19 protein-coding genes are annotated in these 22,125 nt (G+C 70.3%); 11 read left to right on the top strand and 8 right to left on the bottom strand.

What is annotated here, in order from left to right; translation table 11 throughout:
• Window positions 1-154: 154 nt before the first annotated feature.
• The 3 genes from AB6807_RS05895 to AB6807_RS05885 all read right to left on the bottom strand — a co-directional run bounded on the left by AB6807_RS05895 (window position 155) and on the right by AB6807_RS05885 (window position 6,025).
• On the bottom strand, window positions 155-2,194 hold the full coding sequence (locus tag AB6807_RS05895) for an esterase/lipase family protein (protein ID WP_371083854.1): 2,040 nt from the start codon (window positions 2,192-2,194) through the stop codon (window positions 155-157).
• The gene (locus tag AB6807_RS05890; protein WP_371083853.1) at window positions 2,191-3,228 is read right to left on the bottom strand and encodes a DUF4105 domain-containing protein; all 1,038 of its coding nucleotides are present in this window, start codon (window positions 3,226-3,228) and stop codon (window positions 2,191-2,193) included. Before AB6807_RS05890 ends, AB6807_RS05895 begins: the two co-directional genes overlap by 4 nt.
• A 70-nt stretch (window positions 3,229-3,298) precedes the next feature.
• The gene (locus tag AB6807_RS05885) at window positions 3,299-6,025 is read right to left on the bottom strand and encodes a GNAT family N-acetyltransferase (protein ID WP_371083852.1); all 2,727 of its coding nucleotides are present in this window, start codon (window positions 6,023-6,025) and stop codon (window positions 3,299-3,301) included.
• 91 nt (window positions 6,026-6,116) lie between these two features.
• Between AB6807_RS05885 and AB6807_RS05880 the strand changes: the two genes are divergently transcribed.
• A complete protein-coding gene (locus AB6807_RS05880; RefSeq protein WP_371083851.1) occupies window positions 6,117-6,611 on the top strand; it encodes a protein tyrosine phosphatase in 495 nt (164 codons plus the stop codon).
• 19 nt (window positions 6,612-6,630) lie between these two features.
• On the opposite strand, the gene AB6807_RS05875 is transcribed toward AB6807_RS05880, so the two are convergent.
• The 5 genes from AB6807_RS05875 to AB6807_RS05855 are packed head-to-tail and all read right to left on the bottom strand — an operon-like array spanning window position 6,631 to window position 11,544.
• Window positions 6,631-7,716, bottom strand: a complete 1,086-nt coding sequence (locus AB6807_RS05875) for a cell division protein FtsQ (protein WP_371083850.1) — start codon at window positions 7,714-7,716, stop codon at window positions 6,631-6,633.
• Between the two features lie 32 nt (window positions 7,717-7,748).
• Entirely contained in the window at window positions 7,749-9,143 is a 1,395-nt protein-coding gene (locus tag AB6807_RS05870; protein ID WP_371083849.1) for an MBOAT family protein, read from the bottom strand.
• A gap of 6 nt (window positions 9,144-9,149) precedes the next feature.
• Entirely contained in the window at window positions 9,150-9,845 is a 696-nt protein-coding gene (locus AB6807_RS05865) for a cell division protein FtsQ (RefSeq protein WP_371083848.1), read from the bottom strand.
• Window positions 9,842-10,534, bottom strand: a complete 693-nt coding sequence (locus AB6807_RS05860; protein WP_165840267.1) for an SGNH/GDSL hydrolase family protein — start codon at window positions 10,532-10,534, stop codon at window positions 9,842-9,844. The genes AB6807_RS05865 and AB6807_RS05860 overlap by 4 nt, the downstream gene beginning before the upstream one ends.
• A gap of 41 nt (window positions 10,535-10,575) precedes the next feature.
• Window positions 10,576-11,544 (bottom strand): LysR family transcriptional regulator, encoded by a 969-nt coding sequence (locus AB6807_RS05855; protein ID WP_371083847.1) that lies wholly within the window; start codon window positions 11,542-11,544, stop codon window positions 10,576-10,578.
• Between the two features lie 139 nt (window positions 11,545-11,683).
• On the opposite strand from AB6807_RS05855, the gene AB6807_RS05850 reads away from it, so the two are divergent.
• The 10 genes from AB6807_RS05850 (at window position 11,684) to AB6807_RS05805 (ending at window position 22,080) form a co-directional block, all read left to right on the top strand.
• The gene (locus AB6807_RS05850; RefSeq protein WP_371083846.1) at window positions 11,684-12,436 is read left to right on the top strand and encodes an SDR family oxidoreductase; all 753 of its coding nucleotides are present in this window, start codon (window positions 11,684-11,686) and stop codon (window positions 12,434-12,436) included.
• 151 nt (window positions 12,437-12,587) lie between these two features.
• Window positions 12,588-13,652 (top strand): putative FMN-dependent luciferase-like monooxygenase, encoded by a 1,065-nt coding sequence (locus tag AB6807_RS05845; protein ID WP_371083845.1) that lies wholly within the window; start codon window positions 12,588-12,590, stop codon window positions 13,650-13,652.
• Window positions 13,649-14,284, top strand: coding sequence for a CMD domain protein (locus AB6807_RS05840; protein WP_371083844.1), 636 nt, complete (start codon window positions 13,649-13,651; stop codon window positions 14,282-14,284). The genes AB6807_RS05845 and AB6807_RS05840 overlap by 4 nt, the downstream gene beginning before the upstream one ends.
• Before the next feature lie 5 nt (window positions 14,285-14,289).
• Complete coding sequence (locus tag AB6807_RS05835; protein WP_371083843.1) at window positions 14,290-14,910, top strand: alkylhydroperoxidase domain protein; 621 nt, start codon at window positions 14,290-14,292, stop codon at window positions 14,908-14,910.
• A 305-nt stretch (window positions 14,911-15,215) separates the two neighbouring features.
• Entirely contained in the window at window positions 15,216-16,406 is a 1,191-nt protein-coding gene (locus AB6807_RS05830) for an acyl-CoA dehydrogenase family protein (RefSeq protein ID WP_371083842.1), read from the top strand.
• Window positions 16,407-16,472: 66 nt separating this feature from the next.
• On the top strand, window positions 16,473-17,492 hold the full coding sequence (locus AB6807_RS05825) for an ABC transporter substrate-binding protein (RefSeq protein WP_371083841.1): 1,020 nt from the start codon (window positions 16,473-16,475) through the stop codon (window positions 17,490-17,492).
• Between the two features lie 11 nt (window positions 17,493-17,503).
• Complete coding sequence (locus tag AB6807_RS05820) at window positions 17,504-18,295, top strand: ABC transporter ATP-binding protein (RefSeq protein WP_371083840.1); 792 nt, start codon at window positions 17,504-17,506, stop codon at window positions 18,293-18,295.
• Complete coding sequence (locus AB6807_RS05815) at window positions 18,292-19,233, top strand: ABC transporter permease (protein WP_371083839.1); 942 nt, start codon at window positions 18,292-18,294, stop codon at window positions 19,231-19,233. Before AB6807_RS05820 ends, AB6807_RS05815 begins: the two co-directional genes overlap by 4 nt.
• Window positions 19,220-20,926 carry an amidohydrolase gene (locus AB6807_RS05810; RefSeq protein WP_371083838.1) on the top strand — a complete coding sequence of 569 codons (1,707 nt, stop codon included), beginning with the start codon at window positions 19,220-19,222 and terminating at the stop codon, window positions 20,924-20,926. The genes AB6807_RS05815 and AB6807_RS05810 overlap by 14 nt, the downstream gene beginning before the upstream one ends.
• Entirely contained in the window at window positions 20,923-22,080 is a 1,158-nt protein-coding gene (locus AB6807_RS05805) for an ABC transporter ATP-binding protein (protein ID WP_371083837.1), read from the top strand. The genes AB6807_RS05810 and AB6807_RS05805 overlap by 4 nt, the downstream gene beginning before the upstream one ends.
• Window positions 22,081-22,125: the final 45 nt, after the last annotated feature.

Below are 22,125 nucleotides of genomic sequence, written 5' to 3'. Positions count from 1 at the left end.
TTTAAGACTGGTAAAGTTTTCGAGACTGGGGCAAACCCGGTGGCATGCGCGGGCAACGGCGGAGCCTGGCCCATGCGGCCCAGGCGATGTTCAACACGGTGGTGGGGACCGCGCCTGCGAACGCGGCGCGGTCAGGGCGCGATGGCCGTTTTGATCAGGGCGCGGCGCGCGCAGGTGCAGGTGCAGGTGCAGGTGCAGGTGCAGGTGCAGGTGCAGGTGCAGGTGCAGGTGTCAGTGCAGGCACTGGCGCCAACTGCTCGCGCAGGATGCGCCGTATCTCCAGGATCGCCAGCGGGTTCTCCTGCACGCTGTGGGGCGACGCGATCACCAGCTCCGACGCCGCGCCGTCGAGGTGCGCGCTCTCGTAGGGCACGATGCCGTCGCTCGACAGCGCCTGCGCCAGGCCCGGCGTGTCGTTGCCGATGATCGAATGAAAGCGCACGCGCGGGTTCATCGGCAACCCCGACGACAGCCGCACGAACGGGTCGCGGTCGCTCAGGTTGTCGATGCTGTTGGGAATGCGGAAGGCGCCCAGGTCCTGCCGGGCCGGCGCGATGCGGATCAGCTCGCGCGAAATGTCGTTGAGCTGGCCCAGCATGGTCACCGGCAGCGTCACCAGGTTGGCCACCCAGCGCGAGACGCGGTTGTTGGCGAACGGCGTGCCGCGGTGCGGCGCGGCAATGAAGATGGCGTCGCTCACCTGCGGCAGCGGCTCGAAGCGCAGGTAGGGCGCCAGCTTGGCCTCCATGCGCTGTTGCTGCGCGCCCTGCATGGGGTAGCTGCTGAGCAGGGCGTCCCACAGCGTGTCTTCCGACGACGACACCATCAGCCGCGACAGTACGCCGCCCATGCTGTGGCCGATCAGCGTGAGGTTGTTGGACGCAACCGCCTTGCCCGAAGGGTCGAAGTGCGCCAGCGTTTGCTCCAGCGCCTGTCGAATGGCCTGGTTGTTCAGCGGCAGCGGCGCGTTGGTGGGGTAGTACACCTGCCAGACCTGGTAGCGCCGGCGCAGCGTTTCGTCGCCCAGCACCTCGTTGGCCACGTTGATCCAGGCCTCGGGGCTGCTGGCCAGGCCGTGCAGCATGACGATGGTGCGGCGCTCGGGGTCGTAGGGCTGCATCAGGTAGATGCGCGGCTCGGTCAGCCCTTCGGCGCTGCCGAACAGGCTGCGCAGCGCCTGCAGCGCGAAGTCCGAGCGCGCGAGCCACAGGCCGTAGCCGGAGGTGAAGTTGGCGGCCAGCGGCACCTCTTGCCCGGCGAGCTGCACGGTGGCGGTGCGGTACGGGTCGTAGGCCGCGATGCGCAGCGACCGCGTGCGCAAGATTTCGCCGAGGCTGTTGCCGTCGAACAGCAGCAGCGCGGTCACGGCGGGGAAGGGTGTTTCGCGGTAGGGCACCGAGGGCTGCTGCGATTCGTCGTATGTGCGCTTGCTGGCCGCGGCCACCAGCTCGGCTCCGAAGCCGTCGCGCCGGTAGGTGTTGCGCAGGCCCGAGAAGGTGAGCGATGCGGCGGGAATCAGCTCGTCGGGCAGGGCCGAATCGGCCGGCAGGCGCAACGCGGTCACGTCGGTGCCGATGCGCCAGTTGCCGACCTGGGGAACCTGAGGAACTTGCGGTGGCGCGCCTTCGGTCGGGGCCTGAGGCGCCGAGCCTGCACCCGCGCGCTGGTACGTCCGGTACAGCCCGGTGATGGCCTGCTGCACCGCGTAGTTGTAGTAGTCGCGCACCTGCGTCTGGCGGTCTTCGAAGGCGCGGTCGCGCGGCTTGCGGGCGGTGAAGAAGAGGTAGGCGTAGGCGTGGCGGGCGGTTTCCAGCCAGGCCTCGATGGCGGTGTCGGGCGACGAAGGCTCGGCGGTGGTGCCGCCCTTGTCCGCTGCCAGCGCCACCTGCAGCCACACCTCCGACAGGGCCGACAGGCGCTGCTCGTCGGTCAGGCCCGGCGAGTCGGCCAGCGCGGCGCGGCAGGCGGGGCCGCTCTTGCCGCACAGATCGGCGTCGGAGCCGATCACGCGCAGCACCTCCTGCGCGGAGGTGCTGAGCTTGCCGGTGGTGAGCACGTCGCCGCGACGCTGTGCGAGGTAGTCGGCCGGGGAGATGGAGCCGACCTTCACGCCCGCGCAGCCGGTGAGCAGCGCGGCTGCAAGCATCAAGCCGGGCAGCAAGCCGGGCAGCGCGCGTCCGCGCACGCACGTCATGGCAGCGCCTTTGCTGGCTTCACGCTTGCGGCCCCAGGCATGCCCTGGCGGATGGCCTGCGAGAAATCGACGGCGGGCGCCTTGTCGGTGGCAATCGCACGGTCGGTGATGCGGCCGGCCGCGCGCAGCGCTTCCAGGCTGTAGCCCGGCGTGAGGCCGCCCACGTCGTAGAGGTAGTCGGGCAGGTAGCCCGAGGCCAGCAGTCGCCAGTCCATCGGCAGGCCGGGCACGATGTGCCTGGCCAGTGCGTAGACGATGGTCGTGCAGTTCGCCGTGAGCGTGTTGTAGAAGCTGGGCGCGCGCACCAGCGACGCGCCTTCGTCCAGGTAGGCCAGGAACAGCGAGCGCATCTGCGCCTGCGGCAACTGCACGCGGTACAGGTACAGGTCTTCGCCGCGCACGTTGGTGCGCACCCGAAGAATGTCGTGCTCGTCGGCCGCCACCAGGCTGGTTTCGAACTGCTTGAAGAACCCGCCGATGGACGAGAAGCTCTCGCCGCGCTCCTTGCGGATCTCGATGGAAAAGGTCAGGAAGCGGCCGTCGTCGAAGCCGAAGGACACCAGCGTGTGCGCAATGGCCGGACCGCTCCAGTAAGACAGTGCCACGTCGACCGTGCGCAGCCGGTCGAGGTCGTAGCGGCGCGTTTCCCAGCGCGACGTGTAGTCGGTGTCGCTGCGCCAGTCGAAGTTGCGCACGTTGTCCAGGGTGACGACGCTGCCTTCGACACGTGACGTGACCTGCCGCGCCATGTCGTCGGCCCAGGTGCGGTTCTGCGACGGCAGGATGGTGCCCCACCAGCCGAGCAGCAGCGCGAAGCCGACCATGTACGAAAGCAGGGCGCGGGCGGCGCGGCCGCGCCACATCAGGGCGATGGCGGCCAGGGCGAACAAGGCCCACAGCACACCGGCGCCGATCTTCACGGCGGCCGGGCCGGGCAGCTGGTACCAGAGTGCGAGGCAGGCCCAGAGGGCGCTCAGCAGCACGGCGAGCGACACCGCAAGGCGGCCAATGACACGCAAGAGCGTTCGGATCATGAAAAAGGTCAGGAAGCTGGCGACCCGAGAGCTTACGTCGCGGCCGCGATGCCTTTCGCGCGCCGGGGTGTCACAGCATGTAGACCACCAGCTTGAAGTCCGGGTCTTCCGGAAACGACTTCACTGTGAACCCCAGCCGCCGCACCAGCTTCAGCATGTCGGGGTTGGTGGCCAGCACCAGGCCGTCCATCTCGGCCAGGCCCTTGTCGCGCGCCACGTCGATGATGCTTTCCATCAGGCGCGAGCCGATGCCCTTGCCGCTGAACTCGTCGGCCACCACCAGCGAGAACTCGCAGCTGGTCTGGTCGGGGTTGGTGATGTAGCGCGACACGCCCACGATGCGTTCGCTTTCCAGCACGGTGCCGTCGGGCGACACGCTGCGCTCCAGCACCACGGCCACCAGTGCCATCTCGCGGTCGTAGTCGATGAGGGTGAAGCGCGACAGCATCGACGGCGGCAGCTCGTGGAAGCGCGACACAAAGCGAAACCACCGGCTCTCCGGCGACAGGCCCTGCACCAGCGCCTGCAGCATCTGCGCGTCGTTCGGATGCACCGGCCGCACGATGTACGTGCCGCCGCCCGCGCCCGGCAGCGGCCACTCGCGCCGGTAGCGCGCGGGGTACGGCATGATGGCCAGGTGCTGGTAGCCGTTGCTTGAGCTGGCCGATCCGCTTCCGTAGCCGCTGTTCCCCGCCACCGCCTGCGTGCTGCTCGCCACCACGATGCGCGCATCGACCGAGATGGCGCCGTTCTCGTCCACGATGATGGGGTTGATGTCCATCTCGCGCAGCTCGGGCAGCTCGCACACCATTTCCGACACACGCAGGAGCACCTCTTCGAGCGCCTCCATGTCCACCGCGTTGGCGCCGCGCCATTCGCCCAGGGTCTCGGCCACGCGCGAGCGTTCGATGAGCCGGCGCGCCAGGAACTGGTTGAGCGGCGGCAGCTCCATGGCGCGGTCGTTCAGCAGCTCGATCATGGTGCCGCCCGCGCCGAACACGATGACCGGGCCGAAGGGCTCGTCGGTCACCATGCCCACGTAGATTTCGCGGCCGCGCCGCGCGCGCACCATCTTCTGCACGGTCACGCCGTTGATGCGCGCGTCGGGCGCCAGCCGCGCCACGCGCTCCATCATCTCGATGTAGGTGTCGCGCGCGCCGGTGCCGTTGAGCACGTTGAGCGCCACGCCCTCCACGTCGGACTTGTGCGAGATGTCGGGCGAGTCGATCTTCAGCGCCACCGGGAATCCCAGCTGCGTGGCGATCATCATGGCCTCGTTGGCGCTGCGCGCGAGCAGCGTGCGCGTGATGGGAATGTGGAACGACGACAGCAGCGTCTTCGACTCCATCTCGGTCAGCACGCGGCGGCGCTCGGCCAGCACGCTTTCGATGAGCAGGCGCGCGCCTTCGATGTCGGGCTTGGCCAGCGCCGACAGCGGCGGCGGCGTCTGCTGCAGCAGCTGCTGGTTCTGGTAGAAGGCCGCGATGTTGCCGAAGGCGCCCACGGCGGCCTCGGGCGTGCGAAAGCTCGGGATGGTCGCGTCGGCCAGCACCGTGCGCGCCTTTCCTACGGACGAATCGCCCATCCAGCAGGCCAGCAGCGGCTTGTTCATGGGCCGCGGAATGTCGGCCAGCGCCTTGGCGGTGGCGGCCGCGTCGGCGCCGGGCTTGGGCGAGAAGATGGCGAGCACACCGTCGACCTGGCTGTCGGCCGAGGCCGCGTCGATGGCCGCGCGGTAGTGCGCGGGCAGCGCGTCTTCCGACAGGTCCATCAGGTCGGTGAGCGAGGCCAGCGGGGGCAGGGTGGGCAGCAGCAGTTTCTGCGCGGGCGCGGAGAGCTTGCCCAGGTCGAGCCCGATCTCGTTGATCCAGTCGGCGGCCAGCACGCCGGGGCCGCCGCCGTTGGTGACCACCGCCAGCCGCTTGCCCACCGGGCGGTAGCGCGAGGCCAGGCACTTGGCCGCGGAAAACAGCTCGACGAAGGAGCGCACGCGCACCGCGCCGGCGCGGCGCAGGGCCGAGTCGAACACGTCGTCGCTGCCCACGATGGCCGCGCTGTGCGTTTGCGCGGCCTCGTTGCCCGCGGGCTTGCGCCCGGCCTTGAGCACCACAACGGGCTTGGCATGCGAGGCCGAGCGCAGCGCGCTCATGAAGCGGCGCGCGTCGTCGATGCCTTCGAGGTACACGATGATGCTGTGCGTGTCGCGGTCGTTCGCCAGGAAGTCGAGCACCTGCGCCATGTCGACCGAGGTGTGCGGCCCCAGCGACACCACGCTCGAGAAGCCCACGCCGTTCTGGCGCGCCCAGTCGAGCATCGAGGCCGTGAGCGAGCCCGACTGCGACACCAGCGCCAACGGCCCCGAGCGCGCCAGCGGGCCGGCCACGCTGGCGTTCAGGTGCAGCGAAGGGCGCTGGAAACCCAGCGAGTTCGGCCCCAGCAGGTGCACGCCTTCGCGCCTTGCGATCTTGCGCCACTGCGCGGCCTGGTCGGTGCCGATGCCGCTGGAGATGACGACCGCCGCGGTGCAGCCGATGCGGCCCGCGATTTCGAGCGCGGCGGCCACGTCGCGCGGGGCCAGCGCGATCAGCGCGAGGTCGGCATGGGTCTGTGAAAGTTCTTCGAGCGTGCCCTTGGTGCGCACGTCCAGGAAGCGAAGGGTGCCGTCGAAACGGTCGGCGCGGAAGGCCTCGCGCAGCGTGCGGCCCGCGGCCGACTGGCCGCCCGGATCGTCGGCGTGGCCGACGAAGGCCACGACGGAAGAGGGGGCAAAAAGCGGGGTCAGGAAATGCTTGTCCATGCCCCCAAGTCTGCACCGTTCGGCCGGCGCTGTGCACGCGGGCCTTGCCTGTCATGACGAATTCGCCGGGCTTGGCTATAGTCAAAGCTCCATGCAAAAACGAATAGGCGTGATCTTCGTCTCCCGGCGAAATTCATTGCGCAGCATCCTTGCCGAAGCGTGCCTCGCGCACCTCGACCCGAAGCGCTTCTCGGCCATGTCCTGCGGCCAGCCCGGCCATGTAGCGCGCGAGCTTCATCCCGCCGCTGTCGGCGCATTGCACAGCGCGAGCATTCCGGTTCCCGCGCACGCGCCCCGCGGCTGGGACGAGCTGGCGCGCTCCAACGGCATGGTGGCCGAGTTCGTCATCACGCTCGATGCGGCCACCGAGTCGCGCCAGCCCTCGTGGCCCGGCCAGCCCGACGCGGCGCTGTGGGACTACCCCGACGTGGCCGCCGTCGACAACCCCGAGAAGGTGGCGCACGACGCGATACAGCTGCTGTTTTCGCTGCGCCGCCGGCTGGAGCTGCTCGTGAGCTTGCCGCTGCACGGCGGTGACCGAGCGGCGGTGCGCTCCGACGTGCGGGACCTGGGCTACATGCGATAGCGGCGAAGGCCGCAACGAATCAACGCGGCGGCAGCGGCTGGCGCAGCCACTGCGCTTCCGTTTCGCCGATGGGCGCCTCGATGGCGCGCTCGGGCACTTCCCAGACGATGGTGCGCGGCGGCGTCTTCACGAAATCTTCGCCCCCGAAGTAGCGGCGCGCGGCGCCCGAGAAATCGCCACCGTCCATCGCGAAATCGGCGACCAGCGCGCGGCTCGCCAGTTGCAGAAACGACACGAAATTGCTGCGCCGCGAAAACGACGTGCCGATGAGCACGGTCGACGGCACGGCGGTGGTGCCGAACAGGTCGGTGCTGTCGTTGCGCGTTTCCACGACCGATTGCGCGTCGGTATCGGGCGCGGGTTGCAGTGAAGCGGGCAGGCCGTCGATGCCGGCCAGGTGCAACAGGTCGCCATGCACTTCGCGCACTTGCTTCGACACGACGACCGAGGGCACCGGCTCGCCCTGAAGCGCATGCATCTCCTGCAACCGTTGCGCGACGGCGTGCGCCGCGAGCCAGCTGCCGCGCTCGTTCCAGTGCGTGTCGGTGTGCAGGAACGGCGAGGGCGACGCGCCCGCGAGCGCAGGAGACAGGTCGAGCGTGGCGACGTTCGCGGCGCCCAGTTTCGCGGTCCAGTCGCGCACGCGGGCGTCGAGTTGCGGCGGGCGGCGCAGCGTGCCGAGGTGGGCGGCTTCGATGCGGCTCTTGTCCGGCACCACGACCACGAGCAGCGCGATGTGCCGGTCGGCGAGCGCGCGGGCGATGGCCGACACGGCCTCTGCGCGCGCGGTTGCGTGGGCCGCGCGGTCGCGATGAAGCTGCAGCTCCTCGTCCAGGAACAACCAGTTCTCTTCGCCGCGTTTCACCTCGGGGCCCAGGTCGCGCAGCAGCAACCAGCTGGCCTGCCGCTGCCAGCGCGCCAGGGCTTCGGTGAACGGCGTCGTGACCAGCTCCTTGGTCAGCGCGCGGCGCGCGGCGGCGTCGTGCAGCAGCGACGTGTCCACATGCGAGCGCACCGCGCCCAGGTTCGGCCAGGTCGCGATGAAGGCGGTGCCGATGGCGGCCAGCAGCACGGTGGTGACGGCCCAGTGGAGGCCATCTCGCAAACTTCGCAAACGTCGGGTAGGGCGTGCCATCGTCAGAACTGGAAGTACAGGAAGGGCACGGTGCCGCGGCTCGCCACCAGCGCCAGCGACAACACGAAGCCGCCGATGGGCAGCAGCGTGGCCGCCACCGCGCGTGCACTGTGGGTCGGCCACGGGCGCTTCACCAGCGCGGGTGCCACCACCCACGCGATGCCCAGCAGGTAGGCCAGCACCACCGGCAGGCGCAGCATGTTCGACAGCGCCGCGCCCAGGCCCACGCCGTGCAGCCCGAACTGCCCGCCCAGCATGGCGCCGGCGGTCGCGAGGTCGGGCGAGCGAAACAGCGTCCAGCCCAGCATCACGAACACCAGCGTGGCGGCGTGCGCCAACGGCGCTGGCAGTGTGAAACCACGCCCGCGCCACAGGTGCACCACGCTCAGCGCCGCGCCGTGGGCCAGGCCCCAGTACAGAAAGTTCCAGCTGTCCGCGCCGTGCCAGAGCCCGCCGATGCCCATGGTGAGCATCAGGTTGGCCACGGTGCGGCCGTTGCCGCGGCGGCTGCCGCCCAACGGCACATAGAGGTAGTCGCGCAGCCACGACGACAGCGAGATGTGCCAGCGCCGCCAGAAGTCGGCGACGTTGCGCGCGAGGTAGGGCGTGTTGAAGTTTTCCGGAAACCTGAAGCCCAGCATCGCCCCGATGCCGATGGCCATCGCGCTGTAGCCCGCGAAGTCGAAGAACAGCTGCAGCGTGTAGGCCAGGCAGCCCAGCCATGCGTCCACCAGGCTGGGACCGGCCGTGGCGAACACCTGCTCGACCACGGGCGAGAGCGTGTCGGCCACCAGCACCTTCATCGACATGCCGATCATGAAACGCCGCGCGCCCTTGGCAAAGCCGGCCCAGCGCATCGACCGGTGCGCGAGCCGCTGGCGGATCCAGTCGTAGCGAATGATCGGGCCCGCCACCAGGTGGCCGAACATGGCGAGGTAGGTCGCGAAATCGACCGGCCGGCGCTCCGCCGGAAACTTGCCGCGGTAGATGTCCACGAAGTACGAAATGGCCTGCAGCACCGTGAACGACAGCCCGATGGGCAGGGCGATGCGCTGCCACGCGATGGGCATCGCGCCCATGTGCACCAGGCCCGCGCTGAAGGTCTCGACCACGATGTTGGCGTACTTGAACCACGCGAGCACGCCCAGGTTGAGCGCAATGAGCACCACCATCGCGGCCTTGCGATGCCGCCCCGCGTGTTCCACCAGCAGGCCGCCCGCCCAGGCCAGCGCCGTGAGCGCGATGAACAGCAGCAGGAACAGCGGGCTCCACCAGCCGTAGAACAGCCAGCTCGACGCCAGCAGCAGCGCGTTCCTGGCGCGCGCCGGCGTCACCGCGTACAGCAGCAGGAAGGCAGGCAGGAAGACCGAGAGGAACTCGAGCGACGCGAAGACCACGGCCGCTCAGCGCGCGATGCGGTCTTGCAGGCCGATCAGCCGGGCGCCCTTGCCCGCGGGAACAAGAAACACGCTGTAGCGCTGGCCGGCCTGCAGCGAACCCAGGTCCAGCGTGCCTTCCACGGCGCGGCCGTTGCACGTGGCCTGCACCACCAGCTTCACCGGGTTGACGGCGCGGCGGGCATTGGCCAGCGCGGCCTGGTTCTCGAAGATGGCCGGGTTGCCCTGGCTGGCGGCCTGCAGGCCCGCGGTGCAGCGGGCGTCGGCGTTGTAGAAGGCGAGCGAGGCGCGCAGCGGGTCGAACTGCGCCGGCTCTTCGGCGAAGCTGGCGCCGGCCAGGTTGCCGTCGGCATCGGGCCAGGCCACCGAGGAGGCCTGGCCGCCGGCCTTCACGCGCAGCGAGATCGGCAGCTTCTTGCCGCCCGCCTGCCACTGGCCGGTGACGGGCGCGTCGGAGCGCGCGGGCAGGTAATCGGTAACGGGGGCGGTCGGCGGCACCTCGAGGCTGGTCTTGGCGCCGCTGTGCACCGTCAGCGGTTGCGGGCCCGCGTTGACGAAGCGCACCAGCGCCAGGTCTTGCGCGGGGCCGGTGTCGTACAGCCGCGGGGCGGCGAAGGACGCGGCGGGCAGCAGGGCGAACACGGTAAACAGGGCCGCAAGCAGCGGTAGGCGGCAGGCGCGGTTCGCTATTGGGTAACTCATTGGCGAACAGTGCCGGTGGCGTTGATGTTGATCGGGCTGGCGGTCTTTGCCGATTGCAGTTGCATCACCTGCCTGGCGATGCCGTTGCCCCAGGCCTGGTAGCCGCTGGCGTTGAAATGCTGGCCGTCGACCGTCGTCCACTGGCCGCGCCTGGACATCTCCAGCGAGTCGATGTAAGTGCAAGGTTCTACGTTGGTCGCCAAAAAGCGGCTCATCAGCTCGACGCGTGCGTAGTTCTTGCCGTACTTGCCGCCTTCCTGGCCCCAAGCCGGGCCCACCCACGCGCAGCGCGTGCCGGTGGCGGCGATGGCGCCGGTGAGCGCGCCCACCTGCTGCCACACCCAGTTCATCGGAAAGTCGGGCTGGTGGTACGCGGCCATGGTGTCGCCCATCACGACCAGCACCAGGTCCGGGTGCTCGGTCTTCACCAGCTGGGCAATGGCCACGGTGCGGCCGGTTTCGCTGCGAACGACGGGCCGGTTGCCCACGCGCTCCGCGCCGCCGCAGGTGCCGGCTTTCGACACGATCCAGTCATAGGGCATGGCGCCGCACATGCCGATGGAATGCACCTTCGCCCCTTGCCGCTGCAGGTCGTCGTGCAACGACGTGATCAGGTAGGTGGGTTGTGCGAGATGACTGTCCCCGATGATGAGGATGGAAAGACCGGCCAAGGCCGCTGCGAGTGACACCTGTGCCCCTTTGTTTCTTTTGCGCGAGAAATGTACCAGCCTCAAGGGGCTTTGCTAACGATTGTGTCCACGGCAGGCACCGCAAGCACGGCGGCCACCGCAGCCACCACCGCGTCGATGGCCACCCGAAGCCTCGGCAGCATCACCGGCGCGCTCAGCCACAGCGCGTGCACCGGCAGGTGCCCGGCGATGCGTTCCAGCCCAGGCCCAGGCCCAGGCCCCGTCATCAGCACCCGCAGCCGCCCCGCGGCCAGGTCGCCTTGCACCAGCCAGCGCGGCAGCAGCCCCAGGCCGCGCCCCGCGCGCACGGCCGCCAGCGTGAGCAGCGTGCTGTCGGTACTGATGCGCGAGGCCGGCGACCACGGCACGACGCGCCCGTCGTCGCCCAGCAGCTGCCACGGCACGGGCTGGCCGCGGTGCGTGGTCGTGATGAGCGCGTGCGCGGCCAGGTCGGCTTGGGTGGCCGGTTCGCCGTGGCGCGCCAGGTAGCTCGCCGCGCCGCACAGCACCACCTCCTGCAGGCCCAGCCGGCGCGCGGTCAGGCCGGCCACGTCGGGCAGCTCACCGATGCGCACCGCCAGGTCCACGCCGCGCGCCATCAGGTCGATGCGTTCGGTGTCCAGCGAGATGTCGACGTTCAGCGCCGGATGGCGGTCGCACAGCGCATGCAGCGCGGGCGCGATCACCTCGGTGCCGAACAGCGGCGGCAGGCTCACGCGCAAGGTGCCGCTGGGGGTGGCCACGGCCTGTGCCAGCGAGGCCTCGACGCGGGCGATGTCGCCCATCGCGCGGGCGCAGGCCTGCTGGTAGGTGCGGCCTTCGGGCGTGAGCGACAGGCGGCGCGTGGTGCGGTCGAACAGGCGCACCTTCAGCCGTGCCTCCAGCCGCGCCACGGTCTTGGCCACGGCCGAGGCCGACAGCGCCAGGCCGTCGGCGGCCTTCGCGAAACTGCCCGCGTCGCACACGGCCAGGAAGACGCGGATGGGGCCCTTCGGCTCGAGATGGGACATGCGGCAAGAAGGAGAAAAACCGGAAGGGAGGCGATTGCGGAACCCGGCGCGCGGGTGTCCGGAAATCTTATCGTTTTACCTGCGGCCGACCGCTTCCTAGCATCGAAGCCTTCAACCAGCACCCAACGAAGGCACCCCCGTGAGCACCGCAAGAAACAGCAAGACCTACGCCATCGTCGGCGGCACTTCCGGCATGGGCTTCGCCCTGGCCGAACAACTGGTGGCGCGCGGCGACCGCGTGCTGCTGGGCGGGCGCTCGCGTGACAAGGCCGACGCGGCCGTGCGCAAGCTGGGCGCGCTGGCCACCGCGCGCACCGTCGACGCGAGGGACCGCGCCTCCATCGCTGCTTTCTTCCAGGGGTTTTTCCAGGGCTCTTCCCAGGGTCATGAAGGCAACGGCACGCTCGCCGGCCTGTTCACGCCGGGCTCGGTCAACCACTCGGTCTCGTTTCGCGAAGACACGCAGGAACAGGCCGAGGCCGTGTTCCAGGCCAAGTTCTGGGGGCAGTACTGGACGGTGCATGCCGCCTTGCCGTACCTGGCGGCCGATGCGTCGGTGGTGCTGATGTCGGGCGCGGCCTCGGTGCGGCCCATCGGGGCGCCGGCGTACGCGGCCTGCAACGCCGCGGTCGAAGGGCTGGCGCGCGCCCTGGCGCTGGAGCTGGCGCCCATTCGCGTGAACTGCGTGTCGCCCGGCACCATCGACAGCGAGCTGTGGCGCAACAAGCCGCCCGAGGTCTACCACGCGGTCGGCCAGGCCTGGCAGAAGCTCACGCTCAACCGGCGCCTCGGCACCGTGCAGGAGGCCGCGGGCGCAGCGCTGTTCTTGCTGGACAACGGCAACATGAACGGCGCGTCGATCTACGTCGACGGGGGCTACGCGCTGCGCTGAAGCCCGCGGGCGGCATCGACGAAAAACGGATAAGCAAACGCGAAATCCGGCGTTCCGCGCGGGCAAGGTTGGGGGCCCAATCTGCGCTTTCATTGCCCTGCGCCTTCACAGTCGGGCGCGCCGCACCTTGCCAGCCATTCAACGACCTCCCTTGCGCCTCGGCTTCTTCAGCCGCCTGCTCGACGACGCCACCGCGGCCGAGCGCTACCGCCTCGTGGCCGCGCAGATCGCCCATGCCGAGGCCTTCGGCTTCGATTCCGCCTGGGTCGCGCAGCATCACTTCCATGAGCACGAGGGCGGGCTGCCGTCGCCTTTCGTGTTCCTGTCTTACGTGGCGTCGCGCACGCGGCGCATTCGCCTGGGCACGGGCATCGTCACCTTGCCGCTGGAAAACGCGGTGCGCGTGGCCGAAGACGCCATCGTGCTCGACCTGCTCTCGGGCGGCCGGCTCGACGTGGGCGTGGGCACGGGCGGCACGCCTGAGTCTTTCGCGGCCTTCGGGCTCGACGGCAACGACCGCTCGGCGCTGTTCGCGCGGCAGCTCGACGCGGTGCGCGCCGCCTGGGCCGGCCAGCCGCTCGCCGGCGGCGACACGCTGTACCCCGCGGGCTCGCAGCTGCTCGAGCGCATCTGGCAAGCCACCTTCTCGGTGAGCGGCGGCACGCGCGCCGGCCTGGCAGGCGACGGGCTGATGCTGTCGCGCACGCAGCCGCGCCCGCTCGACGCGCCTGGCGCCACGCTGGCCGACATGCAGAACCCCATCGTCGATGCCTACCTGGCGGCGCTGCCAGCGGGGCGCGCGCCGCGCATCGTGGGCTCGCGCAGCGTGTTCGTGGCCGACACCCGGCAAGAGGCCTTGCGGCTGGCCGACATCGGCCTGCGGCGCTCGGCCGCGCGCTTTGCCGCATCGGGCCAGGCCGGGCTGGCGGACCGTGCCGGCCCCGACGCCACGCTCGCGCAGCTCATTGCCGCCTACGACGTGCACGTGGGCTCGCCCGACGACGTGATCGCCTCGCTGCGCGCCGACAGCACGCTCTCGCGCGTGACCGACCTGGTGTGCCAGGTGCACTCGGTCGATCCGCCGCATGCCGCCATCCTGCGCTCCATCGAGCTGACCGCCACCGTGGTCGCGCCGGCCCTGGGCTGGGTTCGCGAGCCTGCGGAGGCTGCCACGGCGCCAGACATTCCCTCCGCTTCACTTCTCAAGGCCGCATGAACGCCGTTGCATCCACCCCCGTTCCCGACGTGATCGACCAGCTGGTCGGCATCGCGCCCGGCGATTCCCTCGACCAGCTTCGCGTGCAGCGCGATCAGGCGCGCATCAACGCGCAGCAAAGCTACCTGTCGCTGTTCGCGCCCACGCCGCCGGTGTTCGGGCAGTTCGACATCGGCGACCGGTTCGCGGTCGCGGCCTTCGTGGCAGGGCTGCATGGCCAGGCCGACGTGGCGCGCTTCTATGCACAGCACCTGGCCGGGCAGGGCGCACGCGCCGGCGTGGCCGATGCCATCGCCGCCGAGGTCGCGCGCGGCAAGGCGCAAGGCCCGTACGGCAGCTACCTCGCGGGCCGGCTCAGCGTGGAAGACACGGCAGGCCCTTCCTACACCGTGAGCGACGCGCACCGCGACGTGCTCGGCGGCAAGCTAGCCGCGGCCCTGGCGCACGCGCACCTGCTGGTCTTTCATCCGCGCGACGCGAGCGCGGCGGCGTTGCAGGCCCTGCTCGACGCGGGCTGGACCAGCACCGAGGTCGTGACGCTGTCGCAGCTCGTGTCTTTTCTTGCGTTCCAGATCCGCGTCGTCATCGGCCTGAAGGCACTGGCACGGCGTCCCGCAGCCCACATCGACTGAACCCCATGACGACCGAGACCGAACAGACCCTGCGCCACCCCGGCAACATGCACCCCACGGCCTTCACGCAGGCGCAGCTCGAATGGCTGCCCTGGCTGCCACCGCTGCCCGAAGCCGAGCTCACCGAGCGCCACTTCGCGGGCCTGGTGGACGCGGCGCGCGCCAAGTCGCCGTACTTTCGGCTGCTGGCGCGCGACCCCGACATCCTGGGCGCGCGCACCCGCACCGACAAGGACATCTTCTACAACCCCGAAGCCGGCCTGCCGCGCGCCGAGCGCGAGCTGTCGGCGGCCGCAGCCTCGCGCTACAACGGCTGCATCTACTGCGCGTCGGTGCACGCGCGCTTCGCCTCGCACTTCTCGCACCGCACCGACGATCTGCAACGCCTGCTCGACGAGGGGGTGAAGGCCGAGCTGGGCGAGCGCTGGAACGCCATCGTCGAAGCGTCGGTCGCGCTGTCGTCCACGCCTTCGACCTTCGACGGCACGCACATCGACAACCTGCGCGCGCAGGGGCTGGACGACCTGGCCATTGCCGACGTGGTGCACGGCGCGGCCTTCTTCAACTGGGCCAACCGATTGATGCTGTCGCTGGGCGAGCCGCAAGAGAACGCGCCGGCTTCCTGAGCACCGCGGCAACGCTGGCGCAGCACCAGCGGACTGCCGGCGCACCACCCGTGCAACAGCACAGGCCGGCTGCGCGTGCGCGTCCGGCCGCAACGAAGTTCGCATTTGTTCATGCGCTTTTCTTCGTTCCGGGTGAGGACTTCCGTTTCTAGACTTCTGGCTCCATTGCCGGGCGGCCTTCTCGCTGTCTCGCACCACTGCTGCCTCGGCGGCCTGCCGGAATCGCCTTGTCTTCACAGCCTTCCTCCCTCGCGCCTTCCGCGCTCTCAGCGCCTTCTGTTTCGTCCGCGTCGTCCGCTTCGTCCGTGTTTCCGGACCCGTTCACCGAAGACTTCGGCGAGTTCACATCCGCGGTGAATGCGCTGGCCGATTCGCTGGCCGCCACCGCCGCTGAACGCGACCGCGCCGGCGGCACCGCACTGGCCGAGCGCCAGCTGCTGCGCCAGAGCGGACTGCTCACGCTGGCCATTCCCCGCGCGCACGGCGGGCAGCAGGCCGCGTGGCCGCTCATCTTCCGCATCCTGCGCCGGCTTGCGCAGGCCGACAGCTCGCTGGCGCACCTGTTCGGCTTTCAGCACCTGCAGGTGGCGAGCGTGCTGCTGTTCGGCTCCGACGCGCAGCAGGCGCGCTTTTTGGGCCAGGCCGTGGAGCACCGCTGGTTCTGGGGCAACGCGGTGAACGCGCGCGACACGCGCCTGAACGCCGTGCGCACGCCCGAGGGCATCGAGCTCGACGGCGTGAAAGCCTTCTGCTCCGGCGCCACCGACTCCGACGTGCTCAACGTGTCGGCCGTGCTCGGCCCGCTGCCGACCGATCGCGTGTTCGCGGTGGTGCCCACGTCGCGCGCGGGCATTCGCGTGAACGACGACTGGGACAACATGGGCCAGCGCCAGACCGACAGCGGCAGCGTGTCTTTCGACCATGTGCGCATCGCGCACGACGAGCTGCTCGGCCCGCCCGGCGTGGCCTCCAGCCCGCGCGCCACGCTGCGCAACCTCATCGGCCAGGTCGTGCTCACCGAGATCTACCTGGGCAATGCGCTGGGCGCCTTGCGCGCGGCCATCGACTACCTGCGCACGCAGACCCAGCCCTGGCCCATGGCCGGCGTGGAGCGCTCGCAGGACGACCGGCTGCTGCAGTTGCGCGCGGGTGAGATGTGGTCCGGCCTGCAGGCGGCCATTGCGCTGTCGAACCACACCAACGCGCGCTTCCAGCAGGCCTGGGAGCGCGGCGCCGCGCTCACGGCCGAAGAGCGCGCCGCGCTCGCCATCGACGTGGCCTCCGCCCGCGCGCAGGCGGCACGCACCGCGCTGCACGTGACCTCGCAGATCTTCGAGCTCATCGGTGCGCGCGCCACCGCGGCGCGCCACGGCTTCGACCGCTACTGGCGCAACGTGCGCGTGCACACGCTGCACGACCCGCTGGACTACCGGCATCAGAGCATCGGCGCCTGGTTGCTGGCGGGCGACGTGCCCAACCCCTACGGGTACGGCTGATACCCGCTTTTCACTTCGCTATTAGCTATTCGCTCTTCGCTCTTCCCACGTTCCCCGGATACCCGCATGACCATCTCGACCTCCCTCGACCGCCGCCAGTTCGGCCTCGGCCTTGCCAGCCTCGCCGGCCTGGCCCTTCACACCCCGTCGTGGGCCCAGCAAGCCACTGAAAAAATCGTCGTCGCCGAAAGCCAGGGCTTCAGCTGGGCCATTCCGTACCTGGCCACCAGCAAGAATTACTGGAAGAACCACGGCATCGAGGCGACCACGCTGCAGTTCACCTCGGGCCGGCTGGCCTTCGACGCGGCCGTGGCCGGCAAAGCGCAGTTCGCCACCTCCACCGACAGCGTGGTCGGGCTGGCGGGCGCCAACGGCGTGCCGGCGGTGATCGTGGCGGAGTTCTCGCGGTTGTCCAGCGGCATGGTCGTGGCCGCGCGCACCGACCGTGGCATCCAGGGCGGCGCGCAGCTCAAGGGCAAGCGCGTGGCCACCACCATCGGCACCAGCGGCCATTACTTCCTGAGCCGCTTCCTGTCGCTGCACGGCCTCACGCTGAAAGACATCACGCTGGTCAACCTGCGCGGCCCCGACGCCGTCACCGCCGTGACCAAGGGCGACATCGACGCCTTCGCCTGGGGCTGGGACGCGGGCCAGAAGGCCATTGCCGACAGCGGCGGCAAGGTGAAGGTGCTCGACGACACGGGGCTGGAAAAGGTCTTCCTGAGCCACTACGTGCTCACCGCCAACGAGTCGCTGGTGCAGAGCAAGCCCAAGCTGGTCGAGGCCGCCGTGCGCAGCCTGCTGGACGCCGAGAAGTTCTACCGCGCGCAAACCGCCGACGCCATCGCGCTGGTGGCCGAGCGCACCAAGGCCACGGTGGACACCACCAAGGCCGGGCTGGACACCGTGTCCGTCGGCGTGCGGCTGGACAACCGCCTGCTCGACGACCTGGTGCTGAACGCGCAATGGGCGGTCGAGGCCGGCCTGGCCACGCCCACCAAGGACGACCTGCGCGCGCTGTACCGAAAGCTGATCTACACCGACGCGCTGAAGGCCGCCGCGCCCGACCGCGTGACGCTGTCTTGAGCACATCGCGCATGACCGCCTCCATGAAAAGCGCGGCGCCGCCCAGCGTCAGCGTGCGCGACGCCTCCAAGCTCTATGCCTCCTCGGGCGGCGAGCTCAACTGGGCCATGACCGGCGTGGACCTGGACATCGGCCAGGGCGAGTTCGTCTGCGCCATCGGCCCCAGCGGCTGCGGCAAGACCACGCTGCTGAACATGATCGCGGGCTTCATCCAGCCGACCACCGGCACGGTGACGGCAGGCGGCCAGCGCGTGAGCGGCCCGGGCGCCGACCGGGGCGTGGTGTTCCAGGAATACGCGCTGTTCCCGTGGCTCACCGCGCGCAAGAACATCGAGTTCGGCTTGAAGATGCAGGGGCTGGACGCAGCCACGCGCCGCCGGCGTGCCGACGAACTGCTGGTGCTCACGGGCCTGTCGCACGCGGCCACGCGCTTTCCCTTCGAGCTGTCGGGCGGCATGCGCCAGCGCATTGCCGTGGCGCGCGCGCTGGCCACGCAGCCGCAGGTGCTGCTGATGGACGAGCCCTTCGCCGCCATCGACGCGCTCACCCGCACCAGCCTGCAGCGCGAGCTGCTGCGCATCTGGCAGGAGCTGAAGCTCTCTGTGTTCTTCATCACGCACAACATCGAGGAGGCGGTGTTCCTCGCGCAGCGCGTGGTGGTGATGAGCGCGCACCCGGGCCGCATCCGCGAGATCGTCGACATCGATCTGCCATACCCGCGCGACCGCGCTGACCCGGCCTTCGGCGAGCTGTATGCGCGCATCGGCGCGGCCTTTGCGCAGCCCGAGGAGGCGTCGGCATGAGCGCGGCGTTGAACGACCTTCGCGGCCTGGGCGCGGCTGAAGACGGCACGGCGCGAGAGCAGCAGCAAGAGAGCGCCCCGGTGCCCTCGCGCACCGACGCCGAAGCCGCCCGCCGCCTGGCCATCGAGCAGGACTTTCGGCGCGCGCAGCTCGCGCAGCGCCGCAGCGGCCGGCGCCGCCAGCTGCTGCTGGGCGTGGTGGGCGTCATCGCCTTCCTGCTGGCCTGGGAGATCGCGCCGCGCGTGGTGCCCGGCATCAACCTGAAGATGTTCCCGCCGCCCTCGCATGTGGTGGGTGTGTTCATCGACATGACCTTTCGCACCGGCGAGATCTGGCCGCACGTGGGCGCGAGCCTGCTGCGCGCGCTGTGGGGCTTCCTGCTGGGCGCGTCGCTGGGCGTGGTAGCCGGCGTGCTCACCGGGCGCAACGCCACGCTGCGCCACCTGAGCGACCCGGTGCTGCACGGGCTGCGCGCCATTCCGGCCATTGCCATCGTGCCGCTGGCCATCGTGTGGTTCGGGCTGGGCGACCTGTCGAAGGTGATGCTGATCGCCTGGGGCGCGTTCTTTCCGGTCTGGGTCAACACCTTCATCGGGGTGCGCGACATTCCGGTGGTGTACCTGCGCTCGGCGGCCGCGCTGGGCGCCAGCCCGTTCGCGACCATCGTGCAGGTCGCGCTGCCCGCGGCCTTGCCCTTCGTGTTCGCCGGCTTGCGCCAGGCCACGGCCGTGTCTTTCGTGGTGCTGGTGGCGGCCGAGCTGGTGGGGGCGGAGCAGGGCCTGGGCTTTCTGATTTCGTTCGCGCACCTGGTGTTTCGCGTGGACATCATGTTCGTCGGCCTGCTGTTCCTGGGCGCCATCGGCTTCGTGGCCGACCAGCTCTTCGCGTGGCTGCTGCATCGCTTCTTCCCCTGGTACGGCGCCGATGCAAGACGCTGAGCTCATCTTCGAAAACGGCCAGGTGCTCACCATGGTGCCCGGCGCGGCGCCGGTGCAGGCCGTGGCCGTGGCGCAAGGGCGCGTGCTGGCCACCGGCAGCAATGCGGAGGTCGCGGCGACGCGCGGCGCGCGCACGCGGGTCGTCGACCTGGCGGGCCGCACGCTGGTGCCGGGCCTCATCGACGCGCATGCGCACATGGAGCGCGAAGGCCTGAAAACGCTGCGCCCCAGCCTGGCGCATGCGAAGAACATCGCCGATGTGCTGGCGGTCGTCGCGGCCGAGGCGGCGCGCCTGCCGCGCGGCGCGTGGATCGTCACCATGCCGGTGGGGCAGCCGCCGTTCTATTTCGGTGGCCCGTCGAACCTGGCCGAAGGGCGCATGCCCGACCGCCACGAGCTGGACGCGGTCGCGCCCGACCACCTCGTCTACATACCGGGGCTGTTCGGCAACTGGGGCGTGCCGCCGGGGCACAGCGCGCTCAACAGCCGGGCGCTGGCGCTGCACCGCATCGACGACGCCACCTGCCCGGACTGCAGCGGCCTGCAGATCGAGCTGGGCGCCGACGGCCAGCCCAACGGCGTGATCGTCGAGACCAACAAGCGCCCGCTGGTGGAGTTCTCGGTGCTCACGCAGGTGCCGGCCTTCGGCTTCGACGACCGGCTCGAGGGGCTGCGCCGCTCGCTGCCGCTGTACCACGCCTGCGGCACCACCAGCATCTATGAAGGGCACGGCTCCTCGCCCGAGACCATCGCCGTGTACCGCCGGCTGTGGGAAGAGGGCGGCCTCACCATGCGCACCCGCCTGTGCGTGAGCCCGACGTGGTCGAACGTGCAGGAGGCCCGGCTCGCGATGCGCGACTGGCTCTCGTACGCACGCGGCCGAGGCACCGGCGACCCCATGCTCGCGGTGAGCGGCATCTACATCGGCCTGGGCGGCGACAAGGCGGCGGCCAACGCGGTGCGCCGCGCGCTGCCCAACACCGGCTGGATGGGCTTCGTCGAGTGGGCCAACCGGGTGGAAGACTTTCGCGACTACGCCTGGCTCGCGGCCGAGCACGACCTGCGCGTGCACAGCGTGGTGGTCGACCGGCTCACCGAGGTGCTCGACGTGTTCGAGGCCATCGACGCGCGCTTTCCGCTCGCGGGGCGGCGCTGGGTGGTGGAGCACGTGGGCTATGTGACGGCGCAGGACATCGCGCGCGTGAAGCGCCTGGGCCTGATGGTGACCAGCATTCCGTTCTACATGCTGTGGAAGAACGGCGCGTCGCGGCTGGTGGACCAACACGACGAGGCCGGCCAGGCGAGGCAAGACACCTTCCTGCCGCAGCGCGACCTGCTCGAGGCCGGCCTGCCGCTGGCCGCCGGCAGCGACAACATTCCGGTGAGCCTGTTCACGGCCGTGTGGGCTTCGGTGGCGCGGCAGGAGCGCACCACGGGCCGCGCCATCGCGCCCGCGCAGGCGCTGGGCCGGCTGCAGGCGCTGCAGACCGTCACGCGCAACGGCGCCTTCCTGAGCTTCGAGGAAGACCGCAAGGGCACGCTGGCGCCGGGCCATTGGGCCGACATTGCCGTGCTGAACGCCGACCCGCTGGCCGTGCCGGTGGACCAACTCGCCCACATCCACGCGGAGCTGACGCTGGTCGGCGGGCGCGTGGTGCACGGCCAACCCTTTGCAGAAGCTGTTCCTTCATGAGTTCCATCGCGACCGACGCGCCCCTGGGCGCACACACCTCGCACGCGCCGGCCGGCGTGCGCAGCGCGGCGCCGTCGGCTTCCATCGGCAGCCGCATCGCCATTCGCGGGCTGAGCCGGCGCTTCGGCCGCTTCACCGCGGTGGACAACGTCGACCTGCAGATCGAGCCCGGCGAATTCGTCACCTTGCTGGGCCCCAGCGGCAGCGGCAAGACCACGCTGCTGGGCGCCATCGCGGGCTTCGCGGCGGTGGACGAGGGCGACATCCTGGTGGACGGCCGCTCGGTGCGCGGCGTGCCGCCGCACCAGCGCGGCTTCGGCATGGTGTTTCAGCACTACGCGCTGTTCCCGCACATGACGGTGGCGCAGAACGTCGGCTTTCCGCTGCGCATGGCCGGCCTGGGCCGCGCCGAGAGCACGCGCCGCATCGGAGAAACGCTGGCGCTGCTGCACCTGGGCGAGTACGCCGAGCGGCTGCCCGCGCAGCTCAGCGGTGGCCAGCAGCAGCGCGTGGCCATTGCGCGCGCCATCGTGCGGCGGCCGCCTGTGGTGCTGATGGACGAGCCGCTGAGCGCGCTCGACCGCCGGCTGCGCGAGGCCATCCAGATCGAGATTCGCGCGCTGCACCGCACGCTGGGCACCACCATCGTCTTCGTCACGCACGACCAGGGCGAGGCGCTGGCCTTGAGCGACCGCATCGCGGTGCTCGACAAGGGCCGCATCGTGCAGGTCGGCACGCCGGGCGCGCTGTACCGCCAGCCGGGCAACGAGTTCGTGGCGCGCTTCGTGGGCGAGTCGAACGTGCTCGATGCGCGCGTGCTGCGCGTGCACGGCGAGGCGGCCGTGTTGCACATCGACCACGGCCAGGCCTTCGAGGCGCGGCATGCCGGCACGCCGCTGTCGCCCGGCCAGCAGGTGAAGGTGCTGGTGCGGCCGGAGCGGGTGGCGCTTGTGGCCGCGGGCACGGCGGGCGCGTTGGCCGCGACAGTGGAATCGACCGTGTTCCTCGGCGAGATACTGCGCGTCGATGCGGTGCTGCCCGGCGGCGGCAGGCTGCAGGTGCGCGGCCTGGACCCGCGCGACGGCCACGTGCCGGCCATCGGCGACACCGTACACCTGGCCTGGCAGGCCGGCGACGCGTGGGTGCTGGCGTGACTGCTGTCGAGACTGCTGGTATGAATGCAACGGCCGCAGCCACAG

This window comes from Variovorax sp. RCC_210 (assembly GCF_041355175.1).
GTDB lineage: Bacteria > Pseudomonadota > Gammaproteobacteria > Burkholderiales > Burkholderiaceae_C > Variovorax.
This window is presented reverse-complemented; position numbering and strand designations above follow the sequence as displayed.